This window comes from Sinomonas sp. ASV322, assembly GCF_030908245.1.
Lineage (GTDB): Bacteria > Actinomycetota > Actinomycetes > Actinomycetales > Micrococcaceae > Sinomonas.
On the sequence record NZ_JAVFJJ010000019.1, the window covers coordinates 23,306 to 44,235 of the forward strand.

General features: G+C 68.3%; 20 protein-coding genes. 9 read left to right on the forward strand and 11 right to left on the reverse strand.

Annotated features, from left to right (window positions below):
* Positions 1 to 68 precede the first annotated feature (68 nt).
* A complete protein-coding gene (locus RBS12_RS18080) occupies positions 69 to 962 on the reverse strand; it encodes a helix-turn-helix transcriptional regulator (RefSeq protein ID WP_307967548.1) in 894 nt (297 codons plus the stop codon).
* A gap of 59 nt (positions 963 to 1,021) precedes the next feature.
* Entirely contained in the window at positions 1,022 to 2,491 is a 1,470-nt protein-coding gene (locus RBS12_RS18085; RefSeq protein WP_307967549.1) for an MFS transporter, read from the reverse strand.
* Between the two features lie 178 nt (positions 2,492 to 2,669).
* Here RBS12_RS18085 and RBS12_RS18090 point away from each other — a divergent pair, with 178 nt between their 5' ends.
* Complete coding sequence (locus RBS12_RS18090) at positions 2,670 to 2,870, forward strand: hypothetical protein (protein WP_307967550.1); 201 nt, start codon at positions 2,670 to 2,672, stop codon at positions 2,868 to 2,870.
* 20 nt (positions 2,871 to 2,890) lie between these two features.
* The gene (locus tag RBS12_RS18095; protein WP_307967551.1) at positions 2,891 to 3,736 is read left to right on the forward strand and encodes an aldo/keto reductase; all 846 of its coding nucleotides are present in this window, start codon (positions 2,891 to 2,893) and stop codon (positions 3,734 to 3,736) included.
* Positions 3,737 to 3,828: 92 nt separating this feature from the next.
* Here RBS12_RS18095 and RBS12_RS18100 read toward each other — a convergent pair whose 3' ends face one another.
* The 6 genes from RBS12_RS18100 to pxpA are packed head-to-tail and all read right to left on the reverse strand — an operon-like array spanning position 3,829 to position 9,631.
* Positions 3,829 to 5,241, reverse strand: a complete 1,413-nt coding sequence (locus RBS12_RS18100) for an NAD(P)/FAD-dependent oxidoreductase (RefSeq protein WP_307967552.1) — start codon at positions 5,239 to 5,241, stop codon at positions 3,829 to 3,831.
* Positions 5,242 to 5,283: 42 nt separating this feature from the next.
* Positions 5,284 to 6,267: a biotin-dependent carboxyltransferase family protein gene (locus RBS12_RS18105; protein WP_307967553.1), complete on the reverse strand. Its 984-nt coding sequence runs from the start codon at positions 6,265 to 6,267 to the stop codon at positions 5,284 to 5,286.
* A complete protein-coding gene (locus tag RBS12_RS18110; protein WP_307967554.1) occupies positions 6,257 to 7,189 on the reverse strand; it encodes an allophanate hydrolase subunit 1 in 933 nt (310 codons plus the stop codon). The genes RBS12_RS18105 and RBS12_RS18110 overlap by 11 nt, the downstream gene beginning before the upstream one ends.
* Positions 7,182 to 8,561, reverse strand: a complete 1,380-nt coding sequence (locus RBS12_RS18115; RefSeq protein WP_307967555.1) for an acetyl-CoA carboxylase biotin carboxylase subunit — start codon at positions 8,559 to 8,561, stop codon at positions 7,182 to 7,184. The genes RBS12_RS18110 and RBS12_RS18115 overlap by 8 nt, the downstream gene beginning before the upstream one ends.
* Entirely contained in the window at positions 8,558 to 8,806 is a 249-nt protein-coding gene (locus tag RBS12_RS18120) for an acetyl-CoA carboxylase (RefSeq protein WP_307967556.1), read from the reverse strand. The genes RBS12_RS18115 and RBS12_RS18120 overlap by 4 nt, the downstream gene beginning before the upstream one ends.
* Positions 8,807 to 8,851: 45 nt before the next feature.
* On the reverse strand, positions 8,852 to 9,631 hold the full coding sequence (pxpA, locus tag RBS12_RS18125) for a 5-oxoprolinase subunit PxpA (protein WP_307967557.1): 780 nt from the start codon (positions 9,629 to 9,631) through the stop codon (positions 8,852 to 8,854).
* 110 nt (positions 9,632 to 9,741) lie between these two features.
* Here pxpA and RBS12_RS18130 point away from each other — a divergent pair, with 110 nt between their 5' ends.
* The 3 genes from RBS12_RS18130 to RBS12_RS18140 all read left to right on the forward strand — a co-directional run bounded on the left by RBS12_RS18130 (position 9,742) and on the right by RBS12_RS18140 (position 13,152).
* Entirely contained in the window at positions 9,742 to 11,190 is a 1,449-nt protein-coding gene (locus tag RBS12_RS18130) for a PucR family transcriptional regulator (RefSeq protein WP_307967558.1), read from the forward strand.
* A gap of 190 nt (positions 11,191 to 11,380) precedes the next feature.
* Entirely contained in the window at positions 11,381 to 12,739 is a 1,359-nt protein-coding gene (locus tag RBS12_RS18135) for a permease (protein ID WP_307967559.1), read from the forward strand.
* A 35-nt stretch (positions 12,740 to 12,774) separates the two neighbouring features.
* Positions 12,775 to 13,152 carry a tautomerase family protein gene (locus RBS12_RS18140; RefSeq protein WP_307967560.1) on the forward strand — a complete coding sequence of 126 codons (378 nt, stop codon included), beginning with the start codon at positions 12,775 to 12,777 and terminating at the stop codon, positions 13,150 to 13,152.
* A gap of 1,168 nt (positions 13,153 to 14,320) precedes the next feature.
* Here RBS12_RS18140 and ykgO read toward each other — a convergent pair.
* Positions 14,321 to 14,443 carry a type B 50S ribosomal protein L36 gene (gene ykgO, locus RBS12_RS18145; RefSeq protein WP_307967561.1) on the reverse strand — a complete coding sequence of 41 codons (123 nt, stop codon included), beginning with the start codon at positions 14,441 to 14,443 and terminating at the stop codon, positions 14,321 to 14,323.
* 85 nt (positions 14,444 to 14,528) lie between these two features.
* On the opposite strand from ykgO, the gene RBS12_RS18150 reads away from it, so the two are divergent.
* Positions 14,529 to 15,527 carry a GTP-binding protein gene (locus RBS12_RS18150; RefSeq protein ID WP_307967562.1) on the forward strand — a complete coding sequence of 333 codons (999 nt, stop codon included), beginning with the start codon at positions 14,529 to 14,531 and terminating at the stop codon, positions 15,525 to 15,527.
* A 34-nt stretch (positions 15,528 to 15,561) separates the two neighbouring features.
* Here the strand turns inward: RBS12_RS18150 and RBS12_RS18155 are convergent, their stop codons facing one another.
* Together RBS12_RS18155 and RBS12_RS18160 are read right to left on the reverse strand one after the other, a co-directional pair.
* Positions 15,562 to 16,251, reverse strand: a complete 690-nt coding sequence (locus RBS12_RS18155; protein WP_307967563.1) for an aspartate/glutamate racemase family protein — start codon at positions 16,249 to 16,251, stop codon at positions 15,562 to 15,564.
* Entirely contained in the window at positions 16,248 to 16,880 is a 633-nt protein-coding gene (locus RBS12_RS18160) for a TetR/AcrR family transcriptional regulator (protein WP_307967564.1), read from the reverse strand. Before RBS12_RS18160 ends, RBS12_RS18155 begins: the two co-directional genes overlap by 4 nt.
* Before the next feature lie 137 nt (positions 16,881 to 17,017).
* On the opposite strand from RBS12_RS18160, the gene RBS12_RS18165 reads away from it, so the two are divergent.
* From RBS12_RS18165 to RBS12_RS18175, 3 genes are read left to right on the forward strand one after another with little or no spacing between them, the layout of a single operon-like run.
* Positions 17,018 to 18,499, forward strand: coding sequence for an APC family permease (locus RBS12_RS18165; RefSeq protein WP_307967565.1), 1,482 nt, complete (start codon positions 17,018 to 17,020; stop codon positions 18,497 to 18,499).
* 2 nt (positions 18,500 to 18,501) lie between these two features.
* Entirely contained in the window at positions 18,502 to 19,521 is a 1,020-nt protein-coding gene (locus tag RBS12_RS18170) for a phosphotransferase (RefSeq protein WP_307967582.1), read from the forward strand.
* Between the two features lie 16 nt (positions 19,522 to 19,537).
* Positions 19,538 to 20,839: an aminotransferase class III-fold pyridoxal phosphate-dependent enzyme gene (locus tag RBS12_RS18175; protein ID WP_307967566.1), complete on the forward strand. Its 1,302-nt coding sequence runs from the start codon at positions 19,538 to 19,540 to the stop codon at positions 20,837 to 20,839.
* The last annotated feature ends 91 nt before the right edge of the window (positions 20,840 to 20,930 follow it).

A 20,930-nucleotide genomic window follows, 5' to 3' on the forward strand; every position in this document is an offset into this window, starting at 1 on the left:
TTAGTCAAACTGACTGGTCAGTACAAATTAGGTCGGGCGAGCCACCACGGGTCGGGGTGTGCGGATGCCTAGGTCCGGTCGTCGACCGCGGGAGGGGCCGTCTCCCGACTTCCTCGAGGGGAAGGGGACTCCGCGCCGTAGCTGCCCAGGAGCGCGAGCGAATCCGCGGACGCCGAGCCCGGCTTGGCCGTGAAGACGCGCAGCGTTTGGTCGGGATCGTGCCTGAGGGCGAGGTCTTCGAAGTCGAGCTCGAGATTCCCGACGATCGGGTGGCGCATCCGCAGGATCCCCGCGTACTCGGTCACGACCCGGTGGCCGGCCCACCAGAGCCGGAACTGCTCGCTGTGCACGGCGAGCTCGCCGACGAGCTGATTGGCCTGCGGGTCGTTCGGGTGGCGCCCGACGTCGACGCGCAGCGCGCCGGCCGCCTCGGCCGCGACGACCTGCCAGTCGGAGAACAGTTCGCGCGCTCGCGGATCGAGGATGATCCACCGCGTGAGGTTGCGTTCTTGCGGGGGCATGGCCGGGAAGTCCGCGAAGAGAAGGTACGCGAGGCGGTTTCCCGCGAGGACGTCGGTCCGACGGCCCAGCAGGAGGGCGGGCACGCTGCCGACGGCGTCGAGGAGCTGCGCGAGTGCGGGCCGCACGTGCTGCGCGGGCGCGGGACGGCGCTGGGATTTCGCGCAGTTCTCGAGGAGATCGATCATGTGCGCGTGCTCGCTCTCGTCCAGGCGCAGCGCCCTCGCGACCGAGTCGAGCACCGACCGGGACGGGTGGATGTTCCGCCCCTGCTCGAGCCGCGTGTAGTAGTCCGTGCTCACGCCCGCCAGCCGGGCGATCTCCTCGCGCCGCAGGCCGGGGACGCGCCGTCCACGGTCGACGGCGGAGATCCCCAGCTGCTCGGGCGAGAGCCGCGAGCGCATGGCTTTGAGGAAGCGGCCGAATTCTGCGCTTTGACCCATGGCTCCCATTCTCGTCTCGACCCCGCCGCCGTTCTACGGCGAGGGTAGGACTTCGCGTCCTAGGCGGCAGGCTGCGACGATTCCTCGGCCGCCGTCTCGGCCCGTTCGCCGCTGCGGGTACGGTCCGCGGGCATGGCGAGGACGGCGACGACGGTCAGCGCGGTGCCGATGAACACGGCGAGGAAGACCGCGGCCGAGGCGGGAACAATCGGCAGCGGGTGCGAGCCGCCGGTCGGTGCCGCGCTGGACGCTCCTGTGTAAATAGCGTTCGCGACGGCGCCGAAGACGGCGACGCCGAGCGCACTGCCGATCGAACGCGCGAACAGATTCGTCCCCGTGACGACGCCCCGCTCGTTCCATTCGACGCTCGACTGGGCCACGATGAGCGTCGGGGTCGCGACGAGGCCCATCCCGAGGCCGACGACGAAGCAGCTCGCCGCGACGAGCACGATGTTGGGCGTGTAGGCCGTGAACGCGAGCGCGGCGGCGCCGACCACCGCAACGAGGATGCCGATCGTGGCCGTGCTGCGGAAGCCGATCCGCAGGTACAGACGGCCGGACTGCGACGCGCTGATGGGCCAGCCGATGGTCAGGGCGGCGAGGGCGAGCCCCGCGAGGATCGGGGAGACCGACTGAGCGCTCTCGAGGAACGTCGGGACGTAGGACGTGAGGCCGAGGATGACGGCGCCGACGCCGAACGAGACGAGCGTCGTCGTGAGGAGCAGCCGGCGCGAGACTGCCCACAGCGGAAGGACCGGTTCGGCGGCGCGTCGCTCGGCGACGAGGAACGCGGCGAACAGGGCGGCGCCGACTCCGAAGGTGCCGAAGCTCAGCGGGGAATCCCACGCCCATGCCTGCCCGCCCTCGAGGGCGCCGAGGATGAGCAGAGTCATCGAACCGGTCAGGAGGCTCGCACCGAGGTAGTCCACGCGGTGACGCAGGCGCTCGATGTTCTCGTGGAACGTGCGCCACAGCATCCAGCCCGCAAGGAGGCACAGCGGAATATTGATGAGGAAGATCCCGCGCCACAGGTCGAGCGAGGCGAAGATCCCGCCGAGCGTCGGGCCGATGACGGACGAGACAGCCCACACGCTCGCGATGTACCCCTGGACTTTGGCGCGCTCGGCGAGCGAGTAGATATCGCCCGCGATCGTGATCGACATGGGCTGGACAGCACCCGCACCGAGGCCCTGGAGGACGCGGAACGCGATGAGCGCGGGCATGGTCACGGCCACCCCGCACAGGATCGAGCCGAGGAGGAAGAGCCCGATGCCCGCGAGGATGATCGGCTTGCGGCCGAGCATGTCGGAGAGCTTCGCGTACACCGGGACCGAGACGGCCTGTGCGAGCATGTATCCGGAGAACAGCCACGGGAACGACGAGAACCCGCCAACGTCCTTGACGATGGACGGCACCGCCGTCGCGACGATCGTCGAGTCGATCGCCACGAGGCCCGTGGCGAGCATGAGGGCGATGAGGATGGGTCCTCGTTCGGAGCGGAAGCCTACGTCCGTGCGTGTCGTCGTCATCGATCCGGTTCTCTTCGGCGGTCGAGGGAATGCGTGCTCGGCGGGCGGAGCCCACACAGACCTGAACCGCGACCCGGGGCAGATTAGTCCCGGCGTGGATAGGTCTCCGATTCCTAGGAACGAGGGGGTGTTCCTGCCCTGCTGACACGGCCGGGCCGCGTTCCCTAGCGTTGAAGCCATGGAACATATGGCCCTCATGGCTCTCGTCCTCCTGCGCCCCGAGTTGTATGGGGAAAGCCGAAGCGCGCTTCCCGATGCGCCGGTCGTGGACGACGGCCGCGCACCGCGGCCTCCGAGGCTCGCATCGGCGCGGACGTGGCTCGCGACGGCCTTGCATCGGGCCGCCTGGACGCTCGAACCCGAATCACGCACCATCTGACCACTCACGAAGGAAGCACTGTGCAGACCAACCCCGGAACCCCCGTCCCCACCGTGACGCTCAACGACGGCACCGAGATCCCGCAGCTCGGCTTCGGCGTCTTCCAAGTGCCCGCGGACGAGACGCAGCGCGTCGTCGAGGCCGCCCTCGAGGCGGGCTACCGCCACATCGACACGGCGGCCGCGTACCGCAACGAAGCAGGGGTCGGCGCCGCCATCGCGGCGTCCGGCATTCCCCGCGAGGACCTCTTCATCACGACCAAGCTGCGCAACGGCGAGCAGGCGAAGCCGCTCGAGGCCTTCGAGACCAGCAGGACCGCGCTCGGTCTCGACTACATCGACCTCTACCTCATCCACTGGCCCGTGCCGTCTCAGGGGCTGTTCGTGGACGCCTGGCACGCCATGGAGGAGCTGCGAGCGAATCAGCTCGTCCGATCGATCGGAGTCTCGAACTTCCTTCCAGAGCATCTCGAAACCCTGCTCGCCTCAGCCCGGGTCGTTCCCGCCGTCAACCAGATCGAGCTTCATCCGACATTCCAGCAGCGCGAACTCGCGGCCCTGAGCCGTTCGCGGGGCATCGCCGTCGAGGCCTACAGCCCGCTCGGCCAAGGCGCGGACCTTGGCGCCGAGGCCGTCCGGGCGGTGGCCGAGGCCCACGGTGCGACTTCTGCGCAGGTCGTGCTCGCGTGGCACCTCGCCCAGGGCACGATCGCCATCCCGAAGACGACGAGCGCGCAGCGGATGCGCGAGAATCTCGCCGCGATCGCGGTCGGGCTCAGCGCCGACGAGCTCGAACGGATCAGCGCACTCGATTCCGGCGCGCGAATCGGGAGCGATCCGGCGACCGCGGCACACACCCAGCTCTGAAGTTGCGCCGTCACCTCTGGCGGGTGCGCACGCGTTGCGCCGTCACGTCTGCAGGGTGCGCACCCTGCAGAAATGACGGCGCAACGAAAAGCTCACAACCCGTACGCCTCGAGGAAGCGCAGCCACACTTCGCTCACGGTCGGGAACGCGGGGATCGCGTGCCAGAGCCGTTCGAGGGTGACCTCGCCGACGATGGCGATCGTTGCGGATTGCAGGAGTTCGGCTACGTCCGGCCCCACGAAGCACGCTCCGACGATGGTGCGGCGGTCCTCGTCCACGAGGAACCTAGCCCAGCCTTCGTAGTCGACGGCGTGCTGCCACGCGCCCGCGACGGAGATCGGCAGGTCCACGGCGCGCACCCGGATGCCGTGTTCCCACGCCTCTTCTTCGGTGAGCCCCACCATGGCGGCCTCGGGATCGGTGAAGACGACGCGCGGGACCGCGAGCTCGTCGGCCGTGCGGGCGTGCCGGCTCCACGCCGAGGGGCGGCCGTCGAGGTCGCCGCGGGCGCGCGCCACGATCGTGTCTCCGGTGATGCGCGCCTGGTACTTGCCCTGGTGCGTGAGCATTGCGCGGCCCGAGCAGTCGCCGACGGCGTAGAGCCACGCGTTGCCGATCACGAGGCCGGTCTCGTCGACTCGCAGCGAGGCCGGCTCGATCCCGAACGCGGGCAGTCCGAGTCCGTCGAGCGCTGGGCGCCGTCCCGTCGAGACGAGCAGCTTGGCCGCCTCGAGCGTTCGGCCGTCCGGAAGCGCGAGGAGGGCCCCGCCGTCGTCCGTCGGTTCGACAAGCTCAGGCGTGACGCCCTCGAGGATCTCGACTCCGTCCGCGCGAAGCCCCGCCGCGACGAGCGAGCGCGCGTCCTCGGGGAAGCCGCTCAGGAGGGTGCCGCGGGCGAGGACTGTGACCCGCGAGCCGAGCCGCGCGAACGCCTGAGCGAGCTCGCAGCCCGCGACGCCGCCGCCGAGGATCGCGAGGCTCTCGGGAACCTCGCGTGCGCTCGTCGCATCCGGCGTCGTCCAGTAGCTGACGTGCTGGAGGCCGGGCACTTTGGGGACCGACGGCGTCGACCCGGTGGCGAGGACGACGGCGTGGCGCGCCACAAGCGGGAAGTGGTTTCCGGCAGCGTCGGCCACGGTGAGTCGCTTCGCTCCCGTGAGGCGCGCGCGGCCACGGATGAGGGTGATGCCCGCGCCCGTGGCCCATTCGGCCTGCGAGCTGTCGTCCCACGAGTTGACGGCGTCGTCGCGGTGCGCGAGGACGGCGCCGACGTCGAGCTGGCCCAGCACGGCTTCGCGGGCGCCAGGGACGCGCCGGGCCGCGTGGAGCGCGGTGCCGGGCCGCAGGAGCGCCTTCGACGGCTCGCACGCCCAGTACGAGCACGCGCCGCCCACGAGATCGCTCTCCACGAGGGCAGCGCTCAGGCCGCCTTTCACCACGCGGTCCGCAGCGTTCTCTCCGGCTGCCCCGGCACCGATCACGATGACGTCGTACTCGCTCTCCACCCCACGATCGTACGGGAGCGTGGGGAGAGGACTGATCCGTCCTCAGCCGAGGGAGGCGATGGCTTCGCGCAGTCTCCGCGCCTCTGTCCGGCGTGCCTCCAACGCGGTGTCCATGGTGACCTCCGTGAATCGAGTCTTTGTTCCCGGGGCCGAGCGGGCGAGCAGGTCCATGTCGGCGCTGATCACCGTTCCCACCATGGCGTAGCCGCCCCCCGAGACGGCATCGCGGTGGAGCACGATGGGCTGGGTTCCCCCGGGGATCTGAATGGACCCGACGGCGTAGCCCGCGTCAACGATGTTCGACGGATCGGAGCCCGCTCCGAACGGCTGCTTCCGCTCGACCCATTCGACTCCGGGTCCGTCGTAGCGGAGTCCCATGCGGTCCGCGACGGGCGTAAGCGTCCATTCGCTCTCAAGGAACAGGGCCCGCCCACGCTCCGTGAGGCGGTGGGCGTAGAGCCCCATGATGACCCGGAGCTCACGGGGACCCGTGAAGCGGGGAATGTGGTTTTCCGGGAGCTGAGCCGCGTGCGGGAGGGGCCCGTTCGCGACGCCGATGGGAAGGACATCCCCCGCAGCGAGTTTGCGGCCCTGAAATCCGCCGAATGCCCCAAGCACGTATGTCGACCGGCTCCCGAGCACCATGGGGACGTCAATTCCGCCCCGCACGGCGACGCAGAACTTGGTCCCGCCCTTGATGACCCCAAAGCTGACTTCGTCCCCTGGTTTGAGCTCGAGCCGGGCCCACTGCGGACGGGGCTCGCCGTTGACCTTGACCTCGACGGGCGCGCCCGCCACCGCGATGCTCGTCACGGCGTCGACGCGGAACGTGGGGCCCACGTAGCTGCACTCGAGGACGGCGGCTCCGGTCCCCGGACCCGAATCGTTCCCGACGAGAGCGTTGGCGATCTCGGACGAGTAGCGATCCATCGACCCGCATTGCGGAATGCCCACGTTGTAGTAGCCGCTTCGGCCGCGGTCCTGGACAGTCGTCGACAGCCCCGGTGTGATGATTTCAAGCGCCATGGAGGGCCTCCAGGATCCGGTGGTTGTACGCGCGGGGGCTGCTCAGCGCCTCGTCCACATTGAAGGTGAAGGGGACCTGACGGTAGCGGAACGTCCCCGCCGCCACTTCGGCCTGGATCGCGCGGTACTCGCCCTCATCCACAGGACGGAACTTGACGATGTCGCCGGGCTTGAACAGCACCATGAACTCTTCGAAGTCCGGGAGTGCCTGAGCAGGCTCGAAAATCGGGGCCGCGGCGACACCGAACATTTGGTACCCGCCGGCGCCCCGGACGGAGTAGATGCACGAGAAGCACCCCCCGTGGCCGACCGTGAGGGCCGGTGTGTCCGTGCGGGGGCTGAGGTATTTCGGGACCTCCAGCTGGCGATCCCGCTCGACGAGCTGGAAGAGGAACGGAAGGCCCGCGACGAAGCCAACCATGGAGACGAGCCAGGGCTCTTCGTGATGGCGGCTTATGAATTCCTCCGCCGTCTCAAGCCCATTGACCTCGGCAGCGTAGTCGAGGTCCGAGCCTTCGGGACGCTGGTGATAGCCGCTGCGGAAACGAGCCTGCACCTCGGCGGTGAACGGATCTTGGTACCAGACCGGGATCTCGATGATGCGGGTGTCGACGTGAGGCGAGACCTCGGACGCCGCCGCGGCTTCGTGCTCGCGCACAGCCGACGCGAGCTCGTCGGGTGCGAGGAGATCCGGGTTGAAGCGGACGAGCAGCGAGGCGTTGGAGGGGCAGATGTCCACGATTCCTGGGATCTGCGCGCTCGCGAGCCTCGTCGCGAGGCTCATGGCCCTGAAGTTCGCCGCGAGGCTCATTTCCTCGGCGATTTCGACGAAGAGGAATTCGTCGCCGCCCCAGGTCAAGCGCGCGGTCTCGGGCAAGACTGCGGCTGGCACTATGACGTCGTCGACTGACTGTTCAGCCATGGATGTCTTCCTTCAGGGTTGCTTCCGTCAGTGTGGGGGTGCGCTCGATGAATCTTGTGTCGTGGCGGATCGCGGCGAACTCGGGGCTCGCCAGGAGCGCGAGGTGAACAGGAATGGTTGTCTTGACGCCCTCGACGCGGGTCGCACGGAGGGCCTTCTCCATGAGGGCGATCGCGTCGTCCCGGTCGGTGCCGTGGACAGTGAGCTTGGCGATCATCGAGTCGTAGAAGGGCGCGATGACGTCGCCCTGTTCGACGCCGGCGTCGACGCGGACGCTGTGGTCGGGCCAATCGAGCCGGCTGATGGTTCCGGGGCTCGGGAAGAAGCTGCGCTGCGGATCTTCGGCGTTGATTCGGCACTCGATCGCGTGGCCGGCGAAGTCGATGTCGTCCTGCGCGAGTGTTAGGGGCTCTCCGCCAGCTATCTGGAGCTGTTGGCGCACGAGGTCGATTCCCGTGATGGCTTCCGTGACCGGGTGCTCAACCTGAAGCCTCGTGTTCATCTCGATGAATGAGGCCTCCTCGCGCTCCGAGTCGTAGAGGAACTCGACGGTTCCGGCACCGCTGTAGTGGCACTGGTGGGCGAGCTCGACCGAGGATTCTCGCATCCGCGCCCGGACGTGGTCCGGGATGTCGGGAGCCGGAGCCTCCTCGACGACCTTCTGGGAGCGTCGCTGCAGGGAGCAGTCGCGATCGCCCAGATGGATGACGTTCTCGCCGTCGCCCAGGATCTGGACCTCGACATGGCGCGCACGGACGACGAAGCGCTCGAGGTACACCTCGGGGTTTCCGAAATTGACGGCGGCCTCGCCGCGGGCAAGGTCGAGAGATTCGAGGAACTGCTCCTCGTCGGCGACGTGGCGGATTCCTCGCCCGCCGCCACCGCCGGCGGCCTTGATGAGCAGGGGGAACCCGATCGAACGGGCGACGGCGAGAGAGTCGCCGTCGTGCGCGAGCTGGCCCCGCGAGCCTGGAAGCACGGGGACGCCGGCCGCTTGGGCAGCCTCTCGTGCGCGCGCTTTGTCGCCCATGAGTTCGATGGCCTCGGGGGACGGGCCGACCCACACGAGCCCGGCGTCTTGGACGCGGCGGGCAAAGCCGGCGTTCTCCGAGAGGAAGCCGTACCCGGGGTGCACTGCGTCGCAGTGATGCTCGAGGGCCGCGGACAGCACCGCATCCTGGTTCAGGTAACTCGCCGTGGCCGGGGCAGGCCCCGTGATCGCGACCGCGTCCGCGAGGCGCGCGGCCAGAGACTTCGCGTCGGCCTCGCTCACCGCGACCACGGTGGAGATGCCCATTTCCTGTGCGGTCCGGATGATCCGGACCGCGATCTCTCCGCGGTTCGCGATGAGGAGTCGGCGGATCGGGCTCACTGGACGCCCTCGGTGGCGATGACGGCGAGCACGTCGCCGGGGTTGACCATGGCTCCCTCTTCGACGGCGAACGATTCGACCACGCCGGACACGTCCGCCTGGACCTCGGTGAACTGTTTCATGATCTCGACGATTCCGAGGGTCTGGCCCACTTCGATCCGCTGGCCCGGTTCGACGAACGGGTCTTTGCCGGGCCCCGGACGGCGGTAGAAGATGCCGGGGAGCGGGGAGATGATTTCAGGCATGTGAGGTCCTTTTCGGGAGTGGGCGGGCCGAGTGAACGGTAGGGGTCAGCGGTCGAGGTCGATGGCCATGCGCACGGCTGCCGCGACCCTTGCGGCGCCTGGCGCATCCGAGTGGACGCACACGCTCCCGAACCGGATCTGGAGCGGGGTCCCGTCGACGGCTTCGACCGGCTGGCCCCGCAGGGCGCGCGCGACGCGGGCTGCGGCGGCGTCCGGATCGGTCGGTTCGGGCCGACGCAGGATGACCAGGCGCCCGTCTCGGGAGTAATTGAGGTCCACGTAAAGTTCGCCCACGAAGTCGACGCCGAGCTGCTGGCAGACGCTCTCATGCGCAGTTCCCGCGATGCCGAAGATGGGAACCCCGAACTGTTTGGCGACGCCGGCCGCGGCCGCCATAAGTTCTTCGTCCTCCGCAAGCATGCCGTACAGGGCCCCGTGTGGCTTGATGTGGTTCAGAGGAAGGCCATGCTTCGCCAGGAATGCCGAGAGAGCCCCCGTCTGGTACAGGAGGATCGACTCGACTTCCTCAGGACGCAACGCCATTCGACGACGGCCGAATCCGACCGGGTCGGGCAGGCCGGGGTGGGCGCCGACGGCCACCCCGTGCTCGGCGGCGAGGGCCACCGTGCGGTTCATGACGTCCGGATCGCCTGCGTGGTAGCCGCAGGCGACGTTCGCGACGTCAATGATCTTCATGAGCGCTTCATCGTTTCCGAAGCTGTGCAGGCCGAAGCCTTCGCCCATGTCCGAGTTGAGGGTCGGACGAGATCCTGCAGGCCGTCCGTCGGCCGCCGCTGTTGTGTTCTGGGTCACGGTGTGAGGCATGCTCGAAACGATAACCGTCCCGACGGTCCCCCCAATATTGTGCGAACTGCTGAAAGCGGTGGCACGTATAGTGTGAATTGCCCTGATTGGCCTCGAGCGCGGAGGTTCACGTGATCGTTTCTGAGATTCTCGAGGCCGAAGACCTCAAGCTCGTCCTCCGTGCCGGGGGCGACGAAGGCCGACTCCGGAGGGCGATCACGTGGTGTGCCCCCACCGAGCACATTGATCCGGCCCCCTTCCTGAGTGTCAACGCGCTCCTACTCACCACCGGAATGGGGATGAACATCCGGGACCAGCGCACGTGGGACGCCTACGTCGAGCGACTCAACGCCGTCCCGATCTCCGCCCTGGCCTTCGGTGTGGGATCGGCCCATCGCGAGCTGCCCGCCGGGCTCCTGCAAGCCTGCGAATCCTACGGAGTGCCGCTCCTCGAGGTGCCTGCTGAGGTCCCGTTCATCCGTGTCATGAGGTACGTCGAGCAGACTCTCGCGGCCGAGCGGTACAGCGTCCTGCGCCGCGGCTGGGAGATGGCCGATGCATGCGCTCGGCTCGCGGCGGTCGGCGGAACTCTGGGGGAGATGGTCGAACACATTGCGCACGAGGCGTCGGCACGAGTGGCCGTGGTGGACCGCGACGGCTTCGAGCTTCTGTCCTCGGGCCCCCTGTTGCGGGGAAAGGGGAAGAGGTCGCGGACGCTTCTGCGGATGCCTGGCGGCGAGGACGACACCTTCCGGCTCTTGGTAGAGGTCCCCGGCGCCGAGGAACTGCTCCAGCCGCTGCTCGGCCCCGTCGCGGCCGTGCTCGCGATGCAGCTCGCCCATACCCTCGGGGGCAAGGCTCCGCTCCATTCCGTCGAGGCCGCGCGCCTCGTCGACGCGCTCTACGCGCCGGCTGCCCCGAGCGAGGCCGAGCTTGCGGAGCTGGCCAGGGAGGCCGGCTTTGACAGCACAGCACCGTGGTGCATCGTCATCGTGCGCGCTCTTGACCACACGACGAAGGAGCGTCTGCGTGCTGTCGCGTGGCGCATCCGCGTGGGCCTTGCGCGGACCCTCAGCGCGGTCCGGTTCGTCGAGTCCCCGGGGGTCACCACGATCCTCGCCCAGGGTCAGGCCGACGAGCGGGGGCTCCTGGAGGCGGCCACCGAGCTGCTCGGCCAAGCTGCTGGCATCGCCGTCGCCGTCAAGATTGCCGACGAGGCGGCGGATCTGCCTCTCCTGCTCCGCATCGCGGCCCGAAGCGCTCGCACCCCAGGTGTGCACCGCGCCCCGGCCATCGACCTGTCCGGGATCTTGGAGTCTCTCCCGGACATGGCCCTCGCGTCGCTGTCCCGACGGCTCCTCGAGCCACTGGGAGACGAGGCAGGCTCCGCCCTGCGCAAGACCCTCGAAAGCTACCTGCGTCACGCGGGCAGCACCGCTGCCGTGTGCGAAGAGCTGTTCATCCACCGCAACACCCTCGCCTACAGGATCCGCCGCCTCGAGGAACTCCTTGGTGCGGATCTTTCCGATGGCGAAGTGCGCGCAAGCCTGCTTCTGGCGTTGAAGTTCCTGGCCGCCTAGAACCAGGGGCAGGGAATTGGGCAATCTGCATAATCCGGCCGCTATTCCTTGGGCTCGGAGCCGATAGGTCGCCCGTGGCGGGGATCACTACTGTCATCGTCCAAGACAGTCGTCCCCCGAGCGGTCTGTCTTGAGGCACCTTTCGTGCCGCTTCCGTTGACTGTCCCCATTCCCCCGGCCAGGAGCGACCATGTCGATTTCCCCGTCCCAGGAGGCTGCGTACTCCTCCTATGTCTTGCACCCCAAGCAGCGCGTGAGGCGCTGGTCGCTCACCATGGCCTGGTGGGCGCTCTTCTCGGCGATGTTCTGGGTCTATGTCGCCGTCGCCTCGGCGACGGCCTTCGGCACCGGCGCGACGATCGTCGGAATGATCCTCACGGTCGCAACGTATGGGGCCGCGAACTATGTCCTCTCGCGCTACGCGGCCCGGACCGGACTCACGGTCGAACAGCTGTCCCGTTCGCTGTTCGGCATCATCGGATCAGGACTTGCGACCCTCATCTTCGCCGCGACGGCCATCTACTACGCCGTGTTCGAGGGCTCCATCATCGCCGTCGCCCTCAAGCAGTTCTTCGGTGGTGAGATCACGCTGTGGTACGCCCTCGTGGTCCTGTATGCCCTTCCACTCGTGGCCGGCGGCGTGCAGAACTGGCTGGACCGCCTCAACGGCTGGCTCCTTCCGCTCTACATCGCCGGGCTCGCGGCAGCTGTGATCGCGACAGCCGTCCTCAAGGGTGCTCCTCCTGCCCTGCCGGCGGCGGCCGTGAGCGGGCCCGTTCCCGGCTGGCTTGGCGCCTATCTCGTCTACATGGGCGTGTGGATCATGATGATGTACACCTTCGACTACGCTCGCCTCGGCAAGAAGCAAGACGAGAAGTTCCACGGAACGATCACGTTCGGCTGGGTCTTCTACCTCTTCACGTTCGGTCTCAACGGCGCAGTCGGCATCTACTTGGTCAGCGCGTGGGGAGCCAAGAGCACGGAGACGGGTGTTGTCGAAGCCTTCATTTCAGCCCTGGGGATCTTCGGCGTCCTCGTGATCCTCATCTCCCAAACCCGCATCAACACGGCGAACTACTTCCTCGCCTCGACGAATCTCGACGCCTTCGCGCGCCGGGTGTTCAAGCTTTCCCTTCCCCGATGGGTCTGGGTTATCGTCAGCGGCGCGATCGCCTTCCTGCTCATGCTCACCAATGTGCTTTCCTACCTGCTCAAGGCCCTCGCGTGGCAGGGTGTCTTCGTCACAGCCTGGGTTGCCATCGCGCTCGTCTATATCGCGCTGTCCCGCCGCGACGGGCTCGGCCTGCCGGAGGTTCGCAAGTCCCATCTCCCCGAAGTCAATGCCGGGGCCCTTTCGTGGGTGGCCGCCTCGGTGATCGGCATCGTCCTCACGGAGCAGACCGCCGTCCCCGTCCTTGCGGAGATCGCGCCGTTGATCACCGTCGCGGTAGCCGGTGGCGGGTACTGGATTGCCTATAGCGTTCAGCGTCCGAGGACTCTCTCGCACGAGGACAGCGCGAATCCGGAACTCTCGGTGGAACATTCCTAGCCCGTCGCCTTGCCGAAGAAAGAGGAGTGGCCGCGATGCCCGCTGTCCTGATCGAGGTTCGGCGTCACGCCACCGTGGACGAGGAGGAAGCGATCATCGACGCCGTACGCGGCTCCCTGATCGCCGAGTTCAGGGCTTCCGCCGATGATCTGGACATTCGCCTCGCCGTGCATGAGCCACATCGCTTTGCCTGTCCGCCGAACCGAACCAGGCCGGAGTTCGCCACGCTCGTGACGATCGACTGCTTCGCCGGGCGCTCCGCGGACGTCAAGCGGAATGCCTACCGCGAAATCGTCAAAAGGCTCGAATCGATCGGGATCCCGAGGGATCACGTCTCTGTCATAGTCCACGACGTCCCGACCGAAAGCTGGGGCCTTCCGGGCGGCATCGCGGCCCGCGATGTCGTTTCCTGAGGCCGGCGGTGGTCCGTGCGGCCGGTCAGGATGCCTTTCGTGCATGGGCTCGGGGGCCCTGACGCCGACGTCGACCCCGAGGCGCAGCCCGCGGTCGGCGAGCTCCGTCAGGACGCCGAGGGCGGGGGTCGCGTTCGCGATGAAGAAGGAGTCGGGCGGCGCGTCGGAATCGAGAAGGGGCGCCGCGGCCGCCCGTCCTTCCTCGGCCTTGAACGGCTGGTGGAGGATCTTCTCGGTCCCGGACAGGCTCTACACGAATCTGCTGCTCACAATCGGCGTCCGACCTGCCGCATAGAACCGCTCACGCACGGCGCCCCCGGCCCTTTTAGGGCCGGGGGCGCCGTGCGTCGGTCGTCAGCCGTCTTCAGGTGGTTTTCGGCGACCGAACCAATATTGTTCGGGTGCAAAGAAGACGCCCAAGAACATCGCGCACGTGAAGAGGAATCCGAACAGGCTCGGTTCGGGGATCGCTCGATTGCTGAGGAGCCACACGAGGCAGTACCCAGCCCAGAGTGACCCTACGACGGCTGCGTAGAGCGCAGCGCGTCCGGCGAGCGTTCTTGGCGGCTTGGCGTCGCGAAGGCGCATAGCGTCGACCTCTTCACTTAGCTGCATGCGTCGTTCCAGTTAATTCCCATGCCGCCGGCCCATGCAAGCGCAGCACACACGGGGCGCCGGCTATCCCGCCACTCATGATTCCAAGGCTCCACAGATAGCCTTCCCTTTGAGTGACTTTACGAAGACCTGAGCCTGTTGAAGGGTCAGTGTCGCGGCGAGACCCTCCACACCGCCTGCTTCTGGGGATCCGGCCTGTGCTGTGAGGAATGAAGAGAATTCTTTGCTTTCCTTCAGGACGCGGAGTCGTTCTGCAAATCCCATCGGATCATTTGACTTGCTCTCGGCGATGACCTGTTTGTTCTCACCGGCTTGATGTCGAGGTGCTGCATGATATGTCTCTCCCGTTCTCCGAGGTCCCCCGCTGGGACGGTCCAGATGGGAATGAGAATAAACGACTCGCGCCGGATATGCCTGCGAAATGGACAAATTCGCCCATTCGTTGGAGCATTTGTCTGCCACAATTGCGGTGTCGATTCGCCGCAATTGTCATTGTTGCCCTGCCGCGTCCCGCGGGATCGCACCTCCGGGACGCGGCCTCGAGCCGTAGCGCTCAGCCCTGGCGGGCCTTGAGGCGCGGGTTCTTCTTGTTGATGACGAACACCCTGCCGCGGCGCTTCACGACCTGCGAGCCCGGCTGGTTCTTGAGGGACCTGATGGATGCGCGGACCTTCACGGGTCCTCCTTTCGTTAATAGGAACGATTGTCAATAGCGTACACTGGGTCGCGGATATTCCCGTGAATCGAAGGAGGCCTGGGCCGTGGTGAGCATCGTCGCCGTCGTCGGAGTGTGCGCGCAAGAGCGCCGCGGGTATGCCCGGCGGCTCGCCGCGGCCAACCGATGGCCCGTTGTCGAGGCGCTCCGCTCAGTCCCGGCCGAAAGGCTCGCGGAGACCCTCTCGACGGCCGTCCGAGGCGGGCCGCCGTGCGAGGCGGCGGTCTTCGATGCCGCGGGCCGGTGGGACGTCGTCGAGCTCATCGGCGCCTTGGGGTCGCGGGGCAAGGACGACGGCGGCGCGCACCTCGCGCAGGTCGTCGCCGTCGTCGACGTCGCCCACTTCTTCGACGACCTCGGGGACGACTCGGGTGCTCTGGAAGGCGCGACCACAGTGGCCGAGCGGCTCGTCCACGGGGTCGAGTTCGCCTCGACCGTGGTGCTCGTCAACTGGGAGCCGCTCTCGACCGCCGATCTCTCGATGCTCATGGCGCTCGTCAACCACCTCGCCCCGCGCGCGCGGCTCCGCCTCGACCAGCCTGCGGCGAACCTCGAACTCGAGCTCGGGAGCATCGGCCGCGAGCAGGACGGCGCGGGCTGGATGCGGCTCATCAACCGCGATTTCGTGCCGTACATGACGGATCCCCGCGTGGGCGGTTTCGTCTATGAGCAGGTGCGGCCGTTCCACGCGGGGCGGCTCGCGGAAGCGCTCGACGGCGAGATTGGCCGCGGGGGCTACGGCCGCCTCGTCCGGTCGGCGGGCTTCTGCTCCCTCGCGTCGCGCCCTGGCATCCTCGCGCAGTGGGAGCAGGTGGGCGGCGTGATCGGGCTTGAGCCCCTCCCTGGCGCGCACGACGGCGGGATGCTCGCCATCGGCCAGGAGTTCGCCGTCGTCGGCCTCGACCTCGACTTCGACGGGCTCGCCCGGGCGCTCGACGCGTGCGCCCTGACCGACCGCGAGCTTGCCGAGGGGCCGCTCGCGTGGATGGCGTACCCCGACCCGCTGCCAAGCTGGGGGAGCGGGGCGCGGGCCGAACGGGGCTAAGCTCGGATGCCTCGCGACGGGAGCCGGCTCGCGTTCAGGCGAGCGCCGCGTCGAGCGCGGCCTGGCAGTGGAGCGCCGTCGTCGGGAAGACAGGGACCGGGACGTCTCCGTCCTGCATGCTGAGTTCGAGCTCGGTGCAGCCGAGAACGATGCCTTGAGCGCCGCGCTCTATCAGGCGCAGCGCGATTCTGACGAGCCGCTCACGCGACTCCGGGCTCACGATGCCAACGCAGAGCTCGTCGTAGATGATCCGCTGCACGTCGGCGCGATCCGTCTCGTCAGGGATAAGGGACTCGACGCCGCCGGCCGCGAGCCGCTGACGATAGAAGTCCTGCTCCATGGTGTATCGCGTGGCGAGCAGGCCGACTCGATCCAGCCCGGTGTCGCGGACCGCTCGCGACGTGACGTCGCCGAGATGCAGCACGGGGCAGCTGACTGCGCCGGCAACCTGGTCATAGACCTTGTGCATCGTGTTCGTGCCAATCAGGATCAGCTCGGCGCCGGCTGCCTCGAGCGCCCGAGCCTCTGACGCGAGATGGCCCCCGGCGGCGCCCCAGTCGCCAGCTGCCTGCATCTTTTCGATCGGTGCGAAGTCCACCGATGAAACGATCACGCGCGCCGAATGCAGGCCGCCCAGGCGCTCCCGGACGCCCTCATTGAGCCGCCGGTAGTACTCGGCCGTCGACTCCCAGCTCATCCCGCCGATGAGCCCGATCTTCTTCACCTGGCCTCCGGGCTTCCGGTCCCGGGGTTCGGCGCGGCTTCGCGGAGCCCCTCGATGAGGCGCTCGAACGCGTGGAGGCTCGCGAGGCCGAGCTTCGGCGACTCGGCGGCGCGGACGCCGATGATGCGCACCGCTCCCGTGAGCAGGTGGGCCGTCTCCTCGATGTCGACGTCGGCGAGCTCGCCGCGGTCTGCCGCTGCGGCGAGCTCGACGACGAAGTCGTCGTGCGAGGCCCGCGAGCCGATGCCGCTCACGGCCGCGACGCTCGTGTAGTGGGCGGCGGAGATGTTGTAGAAGCGCCCGAGCGGCCCCTTTTCGGCGATGTCCACCATCGCGCGACCGTGCGCGACGATGCGTTCGCGCCACGAGCCGGCCTCGGCCTGGCGCTCGTGCACGCGCTCGATGAACCGAAGGGCCGCGCGCTCGTACGCCTTCGTGACGAGCTCGTCCATGCCCCCGGGGAAGTGCGCGTAGAGCGTGGCTCGCGAGACTCCGGCTTCGCCGGCGATCTGCTCGATGACGGGGCCGTCGGACGCGGACGAGGCGATGACCTCGATCACCGCCTCGAGGATGTCGTTCTGCGTCCGAGCGCGCTGCCGCTCGCGCAGCGACGTGGTTTCTCTGGCCATCCTGATCAGCCTACGCGGCACAGCCTCCGGCGGGGGGCGCCGACGTCCCGAAAGTTAAATTTCGGTGACAAAAGTCATATCGCGTGTCTATTAGCTGTACTCTCAGTTCAACAAAGCTTCTTGTGAGGAGAGTCACTATGGCTGACAGTGATCGCGATCGCTCCGTGCTCGCGCGCAATTCCCTCGGCGTCGCCGGGGTCGTCTTCCTTGTCCTGGCTGCGGTCGCGCCCCTGACGGGCATCGTCGTCATCGCAGCCCTCGGCGTCGCCCTCGGCAACGGTGCCGGGATGGTCGGCGCCTTCGTAATGGTGACGGTCGCGCTCCTGCTGTTCGCGGTGGGCTATGCGCGCATGTCGAAGGAGGTTGTGAGCGCTGGCGGCTTCTACGCCTACACCGTCAAGGGCCTCGGGCGCCCCGCGGGCGTCGCGGCAGGCTATGTGGCACTGCTGGGCTACAACTTCTTCGTCGCGGGGGCCGTCGGCACGAGCGGCTTCTTCATGCAGACGATCATCGCCTCGCTCACTGGCTGGGACGTGCACTGGTTCGTGTGGAGCCTCGTCTCGGTCGTCGCGGCATTCCTCCTGAGCCGCCAGGGCATCGACTTCAGCGCCAAGGTCCTCGGCGTCTCGCTCATCCTCGAGGTCTCGATCCTGCTCGTGTTCGACTTCGCGGTCCTCTTCACGAGCGGGTTCAGCTTCGACGTGTTCTCGCCGTCCGTCGTGTTCTCCGGCGCGGTCGGCGTCGCCCTCCTGTTCGCTGCCAACACGTTCGTGGGCTTCGAGGCGACAGGCCTCTTCAGCGAGGAGGCCCGCAACCCGCTCAAGACCATCCCGCGCGCCACCTACACGGCCATCATCTTCATTGGCGTCTTCGCGGCGTTCACGACGTGGGCGATCGTCAGCGCGACCGGAACCGAGCAGGCACAGAGCGCCGCGGCGGACCATCTTGCGACGGGCGACCTCGTCTTCTCGCTCTCGCAGCACTATCTTGGGCCCGTGCTGACCGACATCATGATGGTGCTGCTGCTCATCAGCCTCTTCGCGGCCCTCATGGCCCTGCACAACTCCGCGACGAGGTACCTCTTCTCGCTCGGACGCGCGCAGATCCTCCCGAAGCGCCTGAGCCAGACGCGCGCCAACGGCGTCCCTGAGTTCGCCTCGATCGTGCAGTTCGTGTTCGCGACGCTTGTCGCGGGGGCCTTCGCGGTCGCGGGGCTCGACCCGATCGCGTCCCTCGTGCCGAGCATGACCGGCTTCGGAACCCTCGCGATCCTCGCTCTGCAGCTCCTCGCGGCCCTCGCGATCGTCGTCTTCTTCCGGCGACGCAAGGATCCCCGGATCCTCTCGACCCTCGTCGCGCCGGGCCTCGGCCTCGTCGGCCTCGTGGTGATCGTCGTGCTCGCGATCATCAACTTCCCGATCCTCGCGGGCTCGGACGCCCCGATCATCGCGCTTCTTCCCGCGCTCCTGCCGCTCGCCGTCGTCGGCGGCCTCGTCGCCGCCGCGGCGCTGCGCAAGCGCAACCCTGTTGCGTACGAGGGACTGTCCGCGGACATCGAGCGCGCGGAGGCCAACGACGAGCCCGTCGCCGAGCCGGAGGCAGCGGGGGTGCTCTCGTGACGATGGCCGGCACGGAGCTCGTGCTCGCCCAGCAGGCGGTCGCCGCGTTCGGCTGCGCGCCCGGCTCGCGCGTCACTTTCGTCACGCGCCGGGAGAACCATGTGTTCCGGGTCGCGAACGACGACGGCGACTGGGCACTCAAGCTCCACCGCCCCGGCTACCGCACGGACCGGGAGATCGAATCCGAGGCGGCCATGTGCGAGCTCATGGCGTCCGCGGGCGTGCGGGTCCCCGTGCCGGTCCGCTCGCTCGCGGGTCCGTACGTCGCGCACGTCGGGGCCGAGGGCGAGGCATGGCAGGCGACGATGCAGGCGTGGGTCCGCGAGGCCAGCCCCATCGGCGATTCGGCCGACGTGTTCCTGGGCGAGTCACGACCGTCGGACGGGACCCTCCGCGACTTCGGCCGCACCATGGCTCTCATGCACCGCTGCGCCGAAACGGCCGGCACGCCCGAGGGCTACGAGCGCCCGGCGTGGGACGCCGAGGGGCTCGTGGGCGAGGCCCCGGTCTGGGGGCGCGCGAGCGAGCTTCCCGCGCTCGACGACGGGACGCGCTCGCTCATTCGCGCGGCCGAGGAACGCCTGGCTCACGATCTGCGCGGCCTCGAGCGCTCAGCCAGGTCGTACGGCCCGATCCACGCCGACCTCACGATGGAGAACGTGCTGCGGGACGAGGCCGGCCTCGTCGTCATCGACTTCGACGACATGGGGGAGGGCTGGTACGTCTTCGACATCGCGACGGCCTGCTTCTTCTTCACCAACCATCCCGAAGCGGAAGCCATGATCCGGGAGCTTATGGCTGGCTACGCCGTCGAACGCTCCCTCGCGCCGCAGGACGCCCTCGCATGGCACCCGCTCCTGCTCGCGCGGGCCCTCACGTATCTCGCCTGGTCGGTCGAGCGGCCGGACGAGGAGGCGACCGCGTTCCACATCGCCGAGCTCGTGCCGCGTATCGCCGTGGCCGCGCGGAACTACCTCGAGACCGGGCACACGGGCTGGGCCGACCTCCCCGTCAGCGCTTAGAAAGTAAGGAAGAACCATGGCAGACCTCCTCGAACGCCGCTACAAGACCCTGGGCCCGTACAGCCCTCTGTTCTACGCCCAGCCGCTCGAATTCGTCCGCGCGGAACGCGTGTGGCTCACGGCGGCGGACGGCCAGCGCTACCTCGACGGCTACAACAACGTCCCGCACGTCGGGCACACGCATCCGCGCGTCGTCGAGGCGATTGCGCAGCAGGCCGCGACGCTCAACATCCACACGCGCTATCTCAACAACCGCGTCGTGGACTACGCCGAGAGCCTCCTCGCGACGCTCGACGATCCGATCGACCGGATTATCTTCACGAACAGCGGCTCCGAGTCGAACGACCTCGCGCTCCGCATCGCGAACCAGCACTCGGGCGGCCGCGGCCTCCTCATCTCCGACTTCAGCTACCACGGCCACACGCACGCCCTCGCCCTCGCGACGACCGGACTCGTGGCCCACGAAGGCCTCGGCGCCCACGTCCGGCCGATCCGGATCCCGGACCTCGACGCAGCCGACGCGGGCCGCCCCGCGGCCGACGTGCTCGCGCAGAGCCTCGCCGAGGTCGACGCCGCCATCGCGTCGCTGCAGGAAGCCGGGCACGGCGTCGCCGCGGTGCTGTTCGACTCGCTCTTCTCGACCGAGGGTCTCAACCGCGTGCCCGAGGGGTACGTCGCGGGGCTCTCGTCCCGCGTCCGGGCGGCCGGCGGGCTCGTGATCGGGGACGAGGTCCAGTCGGGCTTCGGGCGTACGGGCCGCTCGTTCTGGGGCCATCAGAACCACGGGATCGTTCCGGACCTCGTCACGATGGGCAAGCCCATGGGCAACGGGCATCCGATCGGCGCCGTCGCGCTCTCGGCCGATCTCCTCGACGAATTCGGGCCGCGCAATATGTACTTCAACACGTTCGGCGGCAACCCCGTCTCGGCCGCGGCGGGCCAGGCCGTGCTCGACGTGCTCGCCGACGAGCGCCTCGTCGAACGGGCCGCCTCCGGGGCTGCGGGGATCCGTGCGGCGCTCGAAGGGTTCCGCGGAGACTACCCGTGGATCGGACCGGCGAAGGGCGAGGGCCTCTTCTTCGGCTTCGACGTCTACGACCGGCCGGTCGGCGAGGCCGGGGCCGTTCCGGATCCTGCGCGCACCAAGGCCATCGTCGAGTCGATGCGTGCGCGGAACGTCCTCATCAGCCGCATCGGCCGCACCGACAGCGTGCTCAAGATGCGCCCGCCGCTCGCGATCGAGCCCGGCGAGGTCAGCCTCCTCCTGGACACGCTCGCGGACTCGCTTGCCGCGGTCGGGGCAGTCGCGCGGGCGTAGCCGGCCGCCGTCGCCCTGCGTGTTCCGCGCGGGGCGGCGCGGCGGGGCGTGGCGTCCGCGCTTCTGCCCATTTCTTCGGCCAAGAACCGGT

Excerpts from the sequence above, each read along its gene's own strand:
- RBS12_RS18080 (WP_307967548.1), bottom strand. The coding sequence starts at position 962 with ATGGGTCAAAGCGCAGAATTCGGCCGCTTCCTCAAAGCCATGCGCTCG.
- pxpA (WP_307967557.1), bottom strand. The coding sequence starts at position 9,631 with ATGCCTCACACCGTGACCCAGAACACAACAGCGGCGGCCGACGGACGG.
- RBS12_RS18085 (WP_307967549.1), bottom strand. The coding sequence starts at position 2,491 with ATGACGACGACACGCACGGACGTAGGCTTCCGCTCCGAACGAGGACCC.
- RBS12_RS18140 (WP_307967560.1), top strand. The coding sequence starts at position 12,775 with ATGCCCGCTGTCCTGATCGAGGTTCGGCGTCACGCCACCGTGGACGAG.
- RBS12_RS18160 (WP_307967564.1), bottom strand. The coding sequence starts at position 16,880 with ATGGCCAGAGAAACCACGTCGCTGCGCGAGCGGCAGCGCGCTCGGACG.
- RBS12_RS18135 (WP_307967559.1), top strand. The coding sequence starts at position 11,381 with ATGTCGATTTCCCCGTCCCAGGAGGCTGCGTACTCCTCCTATGTCTTG.
- RBS12_RS18165 (WP_307967565.1), top strand. The coding sequence starts at position 17,018 with ATGGCTGACAGTGATCGCGATCGCTCCGTGCTCGCGCGCAATTCCCTC.
- RBS12_RS18105 (WP_307967553.1), bottom strand. The coding sequence starts at position 6,267 with ATGGCGCTTGAAATCATCACACCGGGGCTGTCGACGACTGTCCAGGAC.
- RBS12_RS18110 (WP_307967554.1), bottom strand. The coding sequence starts at position 7,189 with ATGGCTGAACAGTCAGTCGACGACGTCATAGTGCCAGCCGCAGTCTTG.
- RBS12_RS18120 (WP_307967556.1), bottom strand. The coding sequence starts at position 8,806 with ATGCCTGAAATCATCTCCCCGCTCCCCGGCATCTTCTACCGCCGTCCG.
- RBS12_RS18090 (WP_307967550.1), top strand. The coding sequence starts at position 2,670 with ATGGAACATATGGCCCTCATGGCTCTCGTCCTCCTGCGCCCCGAGTTG.
- RBS12_RS18170 (WP_307967582.1), top strand. The coding sequence starts at position 18,502 with ATGGCCGGCACGGAGCTCGTGCTCGCCCAGCAGGCGGTCGCCGCGTTC.
- RBS12_RS18175 (WP_307967566.1), top strand. The coding sequence starts at position 19,538 with ATGGCAGACCTCCTCGAACGCCGCTACAAGACCCTGGGCCCGTACAGC.